Origin of the sequence: Vibrio sp. PBL-C16 (genome assembly GCF_034321865.1) — a bacterium.
Lineage (GTDB): Bacteria > Pseudomonadota > Gammaproteobacteria > Enterobacterales > Vibrionaceae > Vibrio > Vibrio alginolyticus.
The window spans coordinates 134272-148442 of the sequence record NZ_JAXLNY010000001.1; the positions used below are offsets into that span (position 1 = coordinate 134272).

Sequence of the window (14171 nt, forward strand, 5' to 3'; positions counted from 1 at the left end):
CTGGCTCACCCTACACAAAGGACTAGAACGATGAAAAAACTTGCAACTCTTATCTCTGCTGCACTTCTTTCTTCAACCGTATCGGTAGCGGCGCAAGCTCAAGATACCATGGCGATTGTGGTTTCGACGCTAAACAACCCGTTCTTCGTAACGATGAAAGACGGTGCGGAAGCAAAAGCGAAAGAATTGGGGTACGACTTAATTGTACTGGACTCGCAAAATGACCCGAGTAAAGAACTGTCGAACATCGAGGATTTAAGTATTCGCGGCGTAAAAGCAATTCTTATCAACCCAACGGATTCTGATGCAGTGTCTAATGCAATTCGTATGGCGAACCGTTCTAAGATCCCTGTGTTGACATTAGACCGTGGTGCAAGCCGTGGTGAAGTTGTGAGTCACATCGCGTCGGACAACGTAATTGGTGGTGAAATGGCAGGCCACTACATCATGGAAAAAGTCGGCGAAAAAGCAAAAGTCATTCAACTTGAAGGTATTGCGGGCACATCGGCAGCGCGTGAGCGCGGTGAAGGCTTTATGAATGCCGTGAAGGGCAGCGATATGGATCTTCTTGCTAGCCAACCAGCGGACTTTGACCGCACGAAAGGTCTAAACGTAATGGAAAACCTGCTAGCGGCTAACCCGGATGTACAAGCGGTATTTGCACAGAATGATGAAATGGCGCTAGGTGCACTTCGCGCAGTTCAAGCTTCTGGCAAAGATGTCGTTATCGTTGGTTTTGATGGTACGGAAGACGGCATTGCAGCAGTTAACCGTGGCAAACTAGCGGCAACTATTGCTCAGCAACCAGACCTTATCGGTGCTTTAGGTGTTGAAACGGCTGACAAAGTTTTGAAAGGTGAAGAAGTAGAAGAGTACATCCCAGTACCACTAAAAGTAGTCACTAAGTAAGTTTTAAGTTCAATAAATCATCCTAATTTTTGCTCTCTCCTCCGTTTATATCTGTCGTTTAGGAGGTGAGGGCAAACTTACCCAAAATACTGCAAAGTGTGGGGTATAGATGCCTTTGGCTTTTTATCGAGACTCCTTCGTCAGGAAGAGAAGTTAAAGTCATCTAATGTATTTTCCTAAACAGTTTTTAAAAAGGGTTCATTCAGAACCGAGGATAACCGTATGAATAAGTTAGTGGTGTTAGGTAGTGTAAACGCTGACCATGTTCTTCAAGTGCCTTCTTTCCCTCGCCCAGGCGAGACGCTGCATGGTCGCAACTATCAAGTTATCCCAGGTGGCAAAGGTGCCAACCAAGCCGTCGCGGCGGCGCGATTAAATGCAGACATCGGTTTTATCGCTTGTGTGGGCGATGACTCATTCGGCATTAACATTCGCGAAAACTTCAAAATGGACGGCATCGATATCACTGGTGTGAAGATGCAGCCAAATTGCCCGACAGGTATCGCGATGATTCAAGTGTCGGACAGTGGTGAGAACAGCATTTGCATTTCAGCTGAAGCGAACGCCAAACTGACAGCAGAAGCGATTGAGCCAGATTTAGAGCGTATTCGCCAAGCAGATTACTTGCTAATGCAATTGGAAACGCCGATGTGCGGCATTGAGAAAGCTGCGCGAATCGCGAAAGATGCCAAAACCAATGTCATTCTGAACCCAGCGCCAGCTCGCGAACTGTCAGATGAATTACTGTCTTGCATTGACGTGATTACACCAAATGAAACGGAAGCTGAAGTTCTGACAGGTATTACTGTAACAGACAACGAAAGCGCGCAAGAAGCGGCGAATGTGCTACATGGTAAAGGTATAGAAATTGTCATGATCACACTCGGTGCAAAAGGCGTTTGGCTAAGCCAAAACGGTCGAGGCGAAATCATCTCGGGTTTCCGCGTTGAAGCGACGGATACTACCGCAGCGGGCGATACATTTAATGGGGCATTCGTCACTGGTCTCCTAGAAGATTTACCTTTAGAATCAGCGATTAAGTTTGCACATGCGGCGGCTGCAATTTCTGTGACCCGCTTTGGCGCGCAAACGTCGATTCCAACCCGCGAAGAGGTGGACGCGTTTCTCGCTGAACAATAAGGCGCACAACGCCTCATTAAAATAGGAGTAGTAACATGGCGACGATGAAAGACATCGCAAAACTGGCAGGGGTTTCCACTTCAACAGTGAGCCATGTTATTAACAAGACGCGTTTTGTGAGCGAAGAGATCTCTGAACGCGTTAACAATGCCGCAAAAGAGCTTAACTACTACGCGCCCTCTGCGTTGGCGCGTAGCCTCAAAGTTAATCGTACCAAAACCATTGGTATGCTCGTGACAACCTCAACCAACCCATTCTTTGGCGAAGTCGTAAAAGGCGTCGAACGCAGCTGCTACCAAAAAGGCTACAGCCTCATTTTATGTAACACCGAGGGTGATAACGAACGTATGCGTCAATCCATTAATACGCTATTGCAAAAGCGTGTCGATGGTTTGATTTTGATGTGTTCGTCGCTAGAAGGAGAGCGTATCGATGTATTTGAGCGTTACCCAGATATCCCAGTAGTGGTAATGGACTGGGGGCCGATGCTATTTACAAGTGATAAAATCCAAGACAACTCACTTCGTGGCGGTTACTTAGCGGCGAAATACTTAATTGATTGCGGCCATACCGAAATTGGGTGCATCACTGGCCCTTTGATTAAACACCAAGCGCAAATGCGATACGAAGGTTATAAGCGAGCAATGAACGAAGCGGGCTTGGAATTTAATGCCAATTGGATCATTGAGTCTGACTTCGAATGTGAGGGTGGGTATCAAGCGTTCAAAAAAATGGCTCAGCGTGGCGCATTACCCAGCTCGATTTTCGTCTCTAACGATATGATGGCGATGGGTGTGATTAACGCCGCAAATGAGCTCGGTATTAAAGTGCCGGACGACCTATCCATTATTGGTTACGATGACATCCATATCGCGAAATTTATGTCGCCATCGCTAACTACCATTCATCAGCCTAAGTACCGTTTGGGGCAGGCTGCCGTTGAGACTCTTGTCCGAAAGTTGGATGAAAAATCAACAGAGGCACAGGTCGTACAATTAGAGCCGACTCTAGTGGAACGAAAAAGCGTCAAGAGGTTAAAGTCAAACCTCACTGAATGACGTGTGATGTTGAGCTAAAAAATTAAAAAAGTCGTTTCTCTTTATACGATAAAGCCTTACTATCGTCGTTGATTATAAATAAAACTATTAATTGTTGTCTGGCGGATTAGTCAAATGTTATCAAAAGGTTACGCTAAGTTATCTGTAAAACACCCTTGGTTTCACCGAGTTAATGTTATTACAGTTGTATTGATTTTTTTTGTGAGCTGCTATCAGCTACTGGTTAATGAAGCATTTGAGTACGCAATTGGCTTTATTATTACACTTTTGGCGTCAGCTTTATTTGCATCAGCTTCTGCATTCAAAAAACGCTATCTAGGCTTGGACTCATAGGCACGTCTATTTCCAACACCGTTCAATAGCATCATTTATTGCTTTCAAGTAAACATTGAACTGAATTATGATCGAGTGCATCAAGAGGAGGACAAATGTCCTCCTTTTTGTTGGGGATCACGCTCTAATATAAGCGTATTCCAAACAAAATAATAAAGGACATGTTATGGACCTCTTTGCCTTACTCGATATTAATAATACTCTCGTTAACATTCCGATTGGCGACGGCTACGCAATGAGCTGGATCGAAGCTTTCGGTACCGTTTTTGGACTGCTTTGCATTTGGTTTGCCAGCCAAGAAAAAACCATCAACTACTTATTCGGTTTGCTGAATGTCACGCTTTTTGCCGTTATCTTTTTTCAAATTCAGTTATACGGATTATTGCTTCTTCAATTGTTTTTCTTCTGTGCGAACATTTACGGCTGGTATGCGTGGACTCGTCCAAACGCACAAGGTGAAACGCTGGAGGTTCGCTGGTTAAATAAACAGAAACTTATTACTACTGCCTCTATTAGCGTTGCATGTATCGCATTATTAACGATCTATATCGACCCATTTTTCTTTGCGCTAGCAAACATTGCTGTTGATAGCTTGAATCTCTTTGGTGCTGACTTGGCTGAACCGGTGCTTGAACCTGACGCGTTCCCGTTCTGGGATGCAACCATGACAGTGCTTTCTGTGGTTGCACAAATTCTGATGACACGTAAATACGTCGAAAACTGGATTCTATGGGTCGTGATTAACATTATCAGTGTGGGTATCTACGCGACGCAAGGTGTTTACGCAATGTCTGTTCAGTACGCGATTCTTATGTTCATCGCTGCCAATGGCACGCGTGAGTGGGCTCGTAGCGCTAAGCGCAATGGCGATAAAACCTTAGCGCACGCTGCTGCGTAAGGAACGAAAAATGGCCAAACAACCTCATATCGGAGTGGATGAAACACAAATCGCTCCCCTCGTTATTGTATGTGGCGAGCCAGATCGAGCGAATCGTATCGCGGCATTATTTGATGATGCAGAAATGGTGTCGGAAAACCGCGAGTATCGTGTGTTTACCGGCAACTACAAAGGCAAGCCTGTTTCAGTGTGTAGTACAGGTATAGGTGCGCCATCGATGATCATCGCAGTGGAAGAGCTAAAACAGTGCGGTGTGACTCATGTGGTACGCGTTGGATCGGCGGGGGCAATGCAATCAGGCATTCACCTTGGCGAGTTGATCATTGCCGAAGGCGCGGTAAGAGATGAGGGCGGCTCTAAAGCGTATGTCGATTCGTCTTATCCAGCCTACGCAAGCTTTTCACTGTTAAAGGAAGTTGAGCGTTACTTGTCGATGCAAAAAGTGCATTATCATTTTGGTGTGGTGCGTTCTCACGACAGTTTCTATACCGATGACGAGGATGCAATATGCCAACATTGGAACAAGAAAGGCATCTTAGGTGCAGATATGGAAACCTCTGCGCTGTTTACGGTCGGTCGACTACGAGGCCTTCATGTGGCTTCGATATTAAACAACGTGGTGCTGTATCAACAAGATGTGAAAGAAGGGGTTGGTCAGTACGTTGATGAGGCCAAAGTAATGATGCAAGGTGAGAAGAGTGCCGCGATTACGGCATTAGAAGCCTTGGTTGCTCAGCGTTAGCCAGTCTCTATCTCAGTAAGTCACATAAACAGAATAGATGTAAAGCGACAGGTCACTGTCGCTTTTTTATTTGGAGTTACGGGGTACAATCCACCTTAAATAGTTGTCCGTAACTTTTTCTGAGAGAGCAGAAAATGAAAATCAGCCCTTATCCGACTGGTCGCTTCAAAACATACCTTGAAGAAAAGAGTGCCACCTTTCGCGATTTGATTTATCAATGCCAAATAAATTCGCGTTACTTTGATGCTGGGGAAGCAATTCTCCGCCAAGGTGAGCAACTTCAGTACTTGTATGTTGTGCCAGTAGGTCGAGTCTCGATGAACATATTGGCCGCAAATGGACGACGTTTTCAATTAGGGGAAGCTAACTGCGACTATCATATTTATGGTGAAATGGAGTTCTTCACTCAGACCCCTTGTCAATGGAATGTGATAGCAGATGAACATATGCAGGTTGATGTTATCTGTATCCAAAAACTAACCGAAGCTCTGCAAAATCATCCTGAAATGATGGTGTTCTTCGCTTCAGCATTGGCTGAGGATTATCAAGACTCCATGGATATCTACACTAATCGTTTGTTGCATCCCATTACTTACAACATTGCCTATGATCTTCTCGTCCGTAATCAGACGGATAAGCTCCTTGGTGGCTTTGATAAAGTGAACCAAGAGGCTGAGCGGTTTGGCACCTCAGGCCGAGTCTATCGACGTGCAGTTAAGGACTTGATTGAAAAGGGATTGATTACCAAAACAGACAACGGTTTGGAGATTATTGATGAGCTGGCACTCAAAGCGTTTATTGAAGCGCATGAATGATACGCCCAGGTATTGAAACTAATGGGTTTTATAAGTCTTTGATATATCTAAGTCTTGAGTAAACGTAACTAATGTAAAGTACCTTAAATTTTGTTGAATGCATTAAAGAGTAGCGTTATATTGCGAACGCGTATGATAATAGATCTCATTAAGGCTTAACAAAATGAAAAAATTCGTCGGTGCGGCTATGCTGTCGTTATTTACTGTTTCTCCTTCTTTCGCTGCTAAAGTTGTGATTGACCACTACATGGGTCAAACAGAGCTAGAACAATCCCCAGAGCGTGTGGTTGTGATTGGCTTTGGCCCGCTAGATGCGCTGGACAACTTTGGTATCGATCCCGTTGCAGTATCTAACTCTTCTAATCTTCCTAGTTACCTTTCAAAATACAGCAAAGATAACTACACCTCTGCGGGTAGTTTGTTTGAACCTGATTTTGAAACCATCTACATGCAAAAACCGGATTTGATTTTGGTTGGTCCGCGAGCGTCTGCGAAATATGAAGAGCTGAGTGAAATTGCCCCTACAGTTGTTTTCGCGGCGAAAGAAAACCAAGGCTATTGGGAAGGCACGCAAGCGCAATGGCGCAATATTGGTAAGATCTTCAATATCGAAGAAAAAGTAGAGCAGAAAATTGAAGCGTTAGATACTCAATTCAAAGCAATCCGCGACTACAACCAATCGAACAAAAATGATGCATTAACGATTTTAAGCATGGGTGACAACATCAGCGCGTTTGGTGCCCAGTCGCGATTTGGCGTCATTTATAACGACTTTGGCTTCTTGGAAACGGTTGAGCACGTGAAAACGGGCACTCACGGAGATGTCATTTCTTATGAGTTTATTCGTGAAGCTAACCCGAAAAATATTCTCGTGGTTGACCGAAATTCTCTGACAGGTACGCCGGATAACGATATTCGTAAATCCATGGATAACGACTTAGTCAAAGCGACTGCGGCATATAAAAATCATAAAATCACTTATTTAGATGTGGACGCGTGGTACTTGTCGATGTCTGGTGTGACAGCAACAGAAAAAATGGTCAGTGAGATAAAGCAAACCGTTGAACTGTAATCCAAGATAGCAGAGGTTAACTTTGAAGAAGTTATTGCTAACCCTTGTGGTTTTAAGCACGGTTTCGTTATTTGTTGGGGTGGCAAACATGACACCCCAACAACTCTTTTCAGGTGATGAGAAAGCATTAGAACTTTTCTTTACCAGCCGTATACCACGTTTATTTGCCATATTGCTTGCTGGTGCTGGCTTGAGTATTGCGGGTCTTGTCATGCAGCAAATCAGCCAGAACCGATTTGCTGCACCTTCTACAACTGGTACGATCGAATGTGCCATGTTGGGCTATGTACTGAGCGTGGTTTTCTTTGGTAACGACAATCACCTTTGGCTCGTATTCGGCATCTCGGTATTTGGGACGCTGGCGTTTGTTTTCTTTATTCAGCGCATTCAATTTAAGAGCGTGGTTTTTGTGCCGCTTGTCGGGATTATTTTCGGCAATGTCATCCAATCCATGACTACGTTTATCGCTTACAAATATGATGCACTTCAAAGTCTGAATGCTTGGACAGTCGCAAACTTCGCTAACATCTTGCGTGGTGATTTTGAACTGCTGTACATCGCGGTACCAATGGTTATCCTCAGCTATCTTTTTGCCGCAAGGATCTCCGCCGTAGGTATCGGAAAAGATTTCGCGATTAACTTGGGTTTGAATTATCAGCAGGTTGTGACGATTGGCGTGCTATTGGTGTCCATCATGTCAGCAAGTGTCGTGATGATTGTTGGCCAGTTGCCATTCTTAGGGCTGATTGTACCGAATCTCGTGAGTCACTTTTATGGCGATAACCTCAAAAAGAACATTCCGCTTACGGCCATGTATGGGGCCATTTTAGTGTTGTGTTGCGACTTGGTGAGTCGTTTAATTATTTTCCCTCATGAAATGCCAATCTCTATCGTGATCAGCATATTGGGTGGAGTGGTATTCATCGCTATGTTGTTGCGAGGTAAGCAACATGCGTGATTCAACGAAAATCCTGCTGCTAGGTGGCATTGCGATTCTTTTCGCGTGTCTGTTTATTGGTATTGGGCTAACGGCTGACAACTACCAATATTTTTTGTCTCGTAGAGTTCCTAAAGTATTGGCGATAGTGCTAGCGGGTGTGGCCATTGCTCAGTCTTCACTTGTATTTCAAACCATTACGCACAACCGAATTTTAACGCCAAGTATCATGGGTTTTGATGCGCTGTATGTGTTAACCCAAATTTTGATCGTGTTGATTTTTGGTGGGTTGAGTACCTTAGTTCTTAACTTGTACGTCAATTTCGCGATTGCAGTCATTGTAATGGTGTCGTTTTCGCTACTGCTGTTTGGGTTTTACTTTTCAAAAGGCAGCAAGAACTTGATTACGTTGCTATTGGTCGGCTTGATCTTTGGTCAGCTATTTTCCAATGCGGCGTCATTCTTTTCTTTGCTGATGGACCCAAACACATATGCAATTGTTCAGTCGAAACTGTACGCCAGTTTCAATAATGTCAAAGTGAACTTGGTTTACTTTAGTGCTCCGGCTTTGATGTTTGCATGTTGGTTGTTGTTTAGGATGCATCGCACTTTAGATGTGTTTTGGCTCGACCAAGACAATGCGAAAAGTTTGGGTGTTGATGTACCTAAAGTGACGAGAAATGTGTTTATTATCTCGGCGGTTTTGATTGCTATTTCTACGGCTTTGGTAGGGCCAATCATGTTCTTTGGTTTACTAGTGACCAACTTAAGCCGAGAAATGTTCCGAAGTTACCAACATAAAACGCTATTGGTCGGATGTTCGTTTCTATCCATCAGTTCATTACTTGCTGGGCAATGGATAATCGAAAACGTGTTCAGTTTTGAGACGACGTTGAGTGTCGTAATTAACTTTATCGGCGGTGCGTATTTCTTATACCTGCTGCTGAAAAACAAAGTTGTATAAATATGATAGTAATAGACAAATTAACGAAGGCTTTCGGTTCAAACAAAGTCGTAGACGAGGCCAATACTCAGTTTGAAAAGGGCAAGGTAACATCGATTATCGGTCCAAATGGCGCGGGAAAGAGCACGCTGTTATCTATGGCCTCGCGCTTAACGGAGCGAGATGGCGGTAGTGTTATCATTGATTGCAAGGAAATCGCGGAATGGGACACAAAAGAGCTAGCGAAAAAACTGGCAGTACTTCGCCAAGCTAACTCGATTACAATGCGGTTTACCGTAAAAGAGTTAGTCTCTTTTGGTCGTTTCCCATACTCTAAAGGAAATCTGACTAAAGAAGATCATGAGGTCATAGAACAAGCGATCGACTACTTAGATTTGCAAGATATTCAAGACAAATACTTGGATGAATTAAGTGGTGGTCAGCGACAGCTTGCATTTATTGCTATGGTGATTGCACAAGATACAGATTATGTCTTTCTTGATGAACCTCTTAATAACTTAGATATCAAACACTCTCTTCAGATCATGAAAGTTGTGCAGCAGTTAGCCCATGACATGAATAAAGCCATGGTGGTCGTGATTCATGATATTAATTTCGCGGCGTGTTACTCAGATGTCATATTGGCGCTTAAGAAAGGCAAGGTTGTGGCGAGTGGTGCGGTTGAAGAGGTTATTCAAGCGTCTACGCTAGAGGACATCTACGAAACGCCATTTAACATCATAGAATTGAACGGTAAGCGCATGTGTACTTATCATTAAGCGAGCTAGTTCGTTTTTAACGAGACCAATAGATAGGCGGGCTTACTTGGTGAGCTCGTCTATGATTGGGCATCGGCTCTCTGCATCTCCAGGACAAGAAGAAACCCAACCTTCAAGTTGCGTTTTGATCTCCATGAGGTGTGCAATTTTTTCTTCAACCTCTCTCAGTTTGTCCATGGTTCTTGCTTTTACTTCACTACTTTTGCGGTTGGGGTTATGAGCAAGTTGTACGAACTCTTTGCATTCTTGCAACGAAAAGCCTGCGCTTTTTGCGCGTGATACCAAGTTAAGCTCTTGAATATGATTATCTGAATATTCGCGATAGCCAGAGTCGCTACGCGCTGGTGGAGATATGATCCCTTTGTCTTCATATAATCGAATCGACTTAGATGAAAGCCCTGTGAGCTTCGCGATAGCACCAATATTCATGTTTAACCTCCATAACGTTTAAGGCGAGTATATACCGATGTTGTGGATAAGACACTCCTAAATAACAGTCAGTTACCTAGAGTCCCCTTACTCTTTAATCACTTCATGTGGTGGCACACCAAATGCCTTTTTAAAGGCATAAGTGAAGTTAGAAGGGTGGTGGTATCCGGCTTCATAGGCGGCTTCTGTTATCGTCACTAGGCCACGTTCCAAATGTTGCTTAGCAATCTCAAGACGTCGAAAACGAATGTAGCCGTTTATGGTCATATTAAGTGATTGTTTAAATCGGCGCTGCAGGTTTGAAACACTCATTGAGAATTGGCTCGCCAACTTTTCCAAGCGTAGTTCTTGATCAAGGTGAGTTTCAATATAGCTGACAATATCCTCAATCCGACCATCAATGTGTCGTTCAATACTGCTGTTTTTAGCACTGAAATTCTTAGGAATTTGCTTGGTGGCTTGATGTAATATTTGATAGATCAAGCTTTCGACCTCTAGCTTCTCTTGAAACTCTTGCGGTGTTTCTCTATTTGTTAACGTTTCAGCCAGCTCGCATAGCGTCTGGTTAAGCTCCAACTGTTGAAACGCCTGATGAGAGTTAAAAAAGGCTTGATGACTACAATTTTGCTCAAGGCGGGCCTCTAGCCATTGGGGCTTAACCAATATGTTGATCTTATTAATGAGGTTATCTTTGAGCAGTGAACGACGAAAATTTGCAGGTTTGAGTAAGTTCACCACTACACCCTTAGGGCCGTCGCTCGCGTCTAAATCAAATTGCAAATCGTCGTAGCCAAACGAGAGTCTACCTTCTAAAAGAATAGTGACCAGCAGTGAGGCGTGTGCAGTAGAAACAATATTCGAATCAATAAGTTCTAGACAACGCCCACCATGAACAAAAATTTGATCATTATACTGATATGATAGGAACTTACCTTCGGCCAGTTGAGTTTGACAAGGTTGGCCTTGCGTGACAATCCATTGTTTCTCTGTCGCCTCTAGTCTTTGGGTTAAAGCTATCTTGGCAATTTTAGTTCGTTTTGTTGTGACTTCCTGCATTTGACACTTCCTCATAACACTTGTGCGATTTCGCATAACCAAATCGCCTTTGTATTTATAAAACTCATGCTTATTATATCTGAGAATTATTATCATTAATATTTAGGAATGAAGTTATGGAAAGCCCTGCTTGTTCACCTATCAAGCTTTCAAGCCTTTGCCTTGCAGTGGGAATGGCGCTATCAACCCCTGTTTTAGCTCAAGATACTGAGTCACATTTTGAAGAGGTCGTTGTATGGGGAACGAAAGTTTCCAGCAACACTGAGTCGATGTTTGCGGACGACATGTCACTGAAGCAAGCGGATCATATGTCTGATTTACTGCGCGATATTCCCGGTGTGGATGTTGGTGGCACACACTCTGTGAATCAACGTATTACGATTCGTGGTTTGAGCGAAACCGATTTGGACATTCGTCTTGACGGTGCTTCTCAGCATGCGAGCATGTTCCATCATATTGGTAACTTGACGTTGAACCCTGACATTCTCAAATCTGCGGACATTCAGGTAGGTAATAACTCTGTGACTCAAAACGGGTTAGGCGGTTCGGTCTACTTTGAAACGAAAGACGCTCGTGACTTACTTCGTTACGATGAAAAGTTTGGTGCGCGTGTTTATGGCGGCTATGCATCCAACGACAACCAACAAGGTTCGTTGACACTGTACGGACTTTTGTCCGAAAACATTGATGCGATGGTCTATGGCCATTACGTTACGCGTGATGATTTTGAAGATGGTGATGGCAATAAAACCTATGGTGCTGCAGGTGATGTTTACAACATTCTGGCTAAGCTGGGGTATGAACTAAATGACATCCATCGTTTTGAGCTCTCTTATGACATGTACCGAGACAGTGGAGATTACAGTCCGCGTCCTGATATGTCGGGTAGTGCAAATAATAGCCTGTCGAGCAAGTTACTTATCCCTACGGATTATGACCGCGATACCGTTACCTTGAGTTACGAGTTGCGAGGCGAACAACACCAAGGAAACGTCACTCTTTATAATACCGAGACAGAAATTAAACGTGACGAAACGGTGATGGCCCCTCGTTGGCCCTCGAATCGTTTATCAAAGAACACCGCCAAAAACCAAAACTTTGGTTTGAATGGCAAATTCCAGTCAGATGTTATGTTAGGTGAGTTTGATAATCGAGTCACTTATGGCTTCGACTACATGGATAAAACGTCTTCGAGTTACTACGGTAGTCGTAAGTTTATGGACGAATCGGCGATTTCAACCGCACTGTTTGTAGAAGATCAGTTCTTCTTCTCTGATGCCTTCTTTATTACTGCAGGTATGCGCTTTGATGATTACAAACGCAAAGCTGAGACAGGAACCAGTAATTATGATGATGTGACTTGGGCTCTAGCAGCAGAATGGGCGGTGACTCAAGATTGGACGTTGTTTGCGAGTGCACGCTCTCTATTTAAAGGTCCAGAGCTAATGGAAACCTTTATTGCTTACCAAGACGTTGCATTTTTAGAGGATGGGCTAAAGCCAGAAACGGGATTGAACACGCAGGGTGGTGTTCGCTTTGATAAAACCTTTGATAAGCATTTCTTTGGGGCGAATATTACGGTATTCCAAACGGAAATTGATGATTACATTGCAGACCAGTACCAAAACGCGACTCAAACTTACCTGATTTACAACTTAGGTGATGTTGAGATTAAGGGCTTTGAAGCAAGTGCTTCTTATGGTTACGACAAGTTTAACAGCAAACTTTCTTACTCTAAGTCGGACACCAAAAACAAGAATACTGGTGGTCCTGTTGCTGGGGGCAATGGGCGTAGCATTGATATGGGTGATAGCATTGCTCTAACTTTGGATTACCAGTCAGACGCTTTAGAAACGATCTTCGGGTGGAACTCAATGTTTGTTCTAGAGGAAGATAACGTCTTTGATGGTCAGCCAAAGAAAGCAAGTTATGATGTACATAATCTATACGCTCAATGGGTGCCGTCTGATATTGATGGACTGTCGGTGACCTTTGGTATTGATAATGTATTTGACGAGTTGTACAGCTCTCATGCGTCTCGTTCGGGTACTGCACGTGGCTTCACGCTTGATGACAACGAGCCGGGTCGCAACTTCAAGCTCTCTGCAGCTTATCAATTCTAACAAGGTTCTTCATAGGACGTTTCAAAGTAACGAGTAAGTTCATGATTAAAGAAAGCACCCGAATAGATAGCGAACACGCTGACAAATACTTAGTGACGCTTTGTCGGCATTTTGGACGAAAAGTTCCTGCTACTTGGAATGAAAATAGCGGTTTGGTGACATTTCCGACCGGAAAAGCGGAGTTTAACCTTTGTGCATCTAGCTTAACTATAACCTGTGAGGCGGATTCAGAAGAGAAACTGAATACGGTTAAGGCGATCATTTCATCGCATATGGATATGTTTTCTCGTCGAGAAACATTAGCACTTAGCTGGGTTCGTTAGCGCTCGTTTAGGGATGCTGTGATAGAAATGGAATATTAAAAGCAAAAGCCCGCAATCTTATGATTTGCGGGCTTTTATTGTTTGAATGCTATTGCGCTTTCTCAGGCTCTAGGCTTTTTTTTTCCTGCTGCATTTTTGCTAGGAAGTAGATGTTAACGCAAGCAATAAAACCGTTAGTTAGTACTACAGGCCAAGAATCAATCATTAGTCCGTAAGCAGTAAATAGCGCACAACCAATAAAGTTAAGGATACGAAGCTTAACAATATCTTTCATAGTTAGCGAAATAGCGACCATGATTGAAGCTGCATAACCTAAAATCTCAACCATATTCATGTCCATTTTTTGACCCTCTTAAAATCTGCCGAATTTTGTCGGTACCAATTCTTCTCATCTTGAGATTAATGAGGAAGCTCCATGCCTCGAATGGTCTTTTTTTGTTGTATGGACGCACTATATCAATGGAAAAACCGTGATAAAAGCCTCAAATCAAGGTTAAGAGAAGGTTAGCGATTACGCAAACGTTTAGGACTGGAATTACTGATAATTTTACTTATTGTGTTGATTGATAATAACGATGACATTAATAGCTCAAACACCATTGAAAGTAAGGGAA

General features: G+C 43.4%; 15 protein-coding genes. 12 read left to right on the forward strand and 3 right to left on the reverse strand.

From position 1 onward, the window contains the following. Positions 1 to 30 precede the first annotated feature (30 nt). The 10 genes from rbsB (at position 31) to vctC (ending at position 9626) form a co-directional block, all read left to right on the forward strand. A complete protein-coding gene (gene rbsB / locus UQW94_RS00565; RefSeq protein ID WP_005373143.1) occupies positions 31 to 909 on the forward strand; it encodes a ribose ABC transporter substrate-binding protein RbsB in 879 nt (292 codons plus the stop codon). A 222-nt stretch (positions 910 to 1131) separates the two neighbouring features. Beyond that, the gene (gene rbsK / locus UQW94_RS00570) at positions 1132 to 2049 is read left to right on the forward strand and encodes a ribokinase (RefSeq protein WP_005382617.1); all 918 of its coding nucleotides are present in this window, start codon (positions 1132 to 1134) and stop codon (positions 2047 to 2049) included. A 35-nt stretch (positions 2050 to 2084) separates the two neighbouring features. Further along, the gene (locus UQW94_RS00575) at positions 2085 to 3107 is read left to right on the forward strand and encodes a substrate-binding domain-containing protein (RefSeq protein ID WP_005373138.1); all 1023 of its coding nucleotides are present in this window, start codon (positions 2085 to 2087) and stop codon (positions 3105 to 3107) included. Between the two features lie 499 nt (positions 3108 to 3606). Further along, positions 3607 to 4338, forward strand: a complete 732-nt coding sequence (gene pnuC / locus UQW94_RS00580; protein WP_017820308.1) for a nicotinamide riboside transporter PnuC — start codon at positions 3607 to 3609, stop codon at positions 4336 to 4338. A gap of 10 nt (positions 4339 to 4348) precedes the next feature. After that, entirely contained in the window at positions 4349 to 5080 is a 732-nt protein-coding gene (locus UQW94_RS00585) for a nucleoside phosphorylase (protein ID WP_017635382.1), read from the forward strand. A 134-nt stretch (positions 5081 to 5214) separates the two neighbouring features. Then, positions 5215 to 5895, forward strand: coding sequence for a Crp/Fnr family transcriptional regulator (locus tag UQW94_RS00590; RefSeq protein WP_042522565.1), 681 nt, complete (start codon positions 5215 to 5217; stop codon positions 5893 to 5895). A 163-nt stretch (positions 5896 to 6058) separates the two neighbouring features. Continuing rightward, positions 6059 to 6967, forward strand: a complete 909-nt coding sequence (locus tag UQW94_RS00595; protein ID WP_065275234.1) for a siderophore ABC transporter substrate-binding protein — start codon at positions 6059 to 6061, stop codon at positions 6965 to 6967. A gap of 22 nt (positions 6968 to 6989) precedes the next feature. Continuing rightward, positions 6990 to 7925 (forward strand): iron chelate uptake ABC transporter permease subunit VctD, encoded by a 936-nt coding sequence (gene vctD / locus UQW94_RS00600; protein ID WP_017820306.1) that lies wholly within the window; start codon positions 6990 to 6992, stop codon positions 7923 to 7925. Continuing rightward, entirely contained in the window at positions 7918 to 8868 is a 951-nt protein-coding gene (gene vctG, locus UQW94_RS00605) for an iron chelate uptake ABC transporter permease subunit VctG (protein WP_005376631.1), read from the forward strand. The genes vctD and vctG overlap by 8 nt, the downstream gene beginning before the upstream one ends. A gap of 2 nt (positions 8869 to 8870) precedes the next feature. Next, positions 8871 to 9626: an iron chelate ABC transporter ATP-binding protein VctC gene (gene vctC / locus UQW94_RS00610; protein WP_017635379.1), complete on the forward strand. Its 756-nt coding sequence runs from the start codon at positions 8871 to 8873 to the stop codon at positions 9624 to 9626. Positions 9627 to 9668: 42 nt separating this feature from the next. On the opposite strand, the gene cueR is transcribed toward vctC, so the two are convergent. Both cueR and UQW94_RS00620 read right to left on the reverse strand, forming a co-directional pair. Next, the gene (cueR, locus tag UQW94_RS00615; protein WP_171343174.1) at positions 9669 to 10055 is read right to left on the reverse strand and encodes a Cu(I)-responsive transcriptional regulator; all 387 of its coding nucleotides are present in this window, start codon (positions 10053 to 10055) and stop codon (positions 9669 to 9671) included. An 87-nt stretch (positions 10056 to 10142) separates the two neighbouring features. After that, complete coding sequence (locus tag UQW94_RS00620; protein ID WP_171343175.1) at positions 10143 to 11111, reverse strand: helix-turn-helix domain-containing protein; 969 nt, start codon at positions 11109 to 11111, stop codon at positions 10143 to 10145. A gap of 116 nt (positions 11112 to 11227) precedes the next feature. On the opposite strand from UQW94_RS00620, the gene UQW94_RS00625 reads away from it, so the two are divergent. Together UQW94_RS00625 and UQW94_RS00630 are read left to right on the forward strand one after the other, a co-directional pair. After that, entirely contained in the window at positions 11228 to 13234 is a 2007-nt protein-coding gene (locus UQW94_RS00625) for a TonB-dependent siderophore receptor (protein ID WP_262680803.1), read from the forward strand. A gap of 41 nt (positions 13235 to 13275) precedes the next feature. Further along, positions 13276 to 13557 carry a DUF2218 domain-containing protein gene (locus tag UQW94_RS00630; protein WP_033906471.1) on the forward strand — a complete coding sequence of 94 codons (282 nt, stop codon included), beginning with the start codon at positions 13276 to 13278 and terminating at the stop codon, positions 13555 to 13557. A gap of 88 nt (positions 13558 to 13645) precedes the next feature. Here UQW94_RS00630 and UQW94_RS00635 read toward each other — a convergent pair whose 3' ends face one another. Further along, positions 13646 to 13897 carry a YgjV family protein gene (locus tag UQW94_RS00635; protein WP_005376619.1) on the reverse strand — a complete coding sequence of 84 codons (252 nt, stop codon included), beginning with the start codon at positions 13895 to 13897 and terminating at the stop codon, positions 13646 to 13648. Positions 13898 to 14171: the final 274 nt, after the last annotated feature.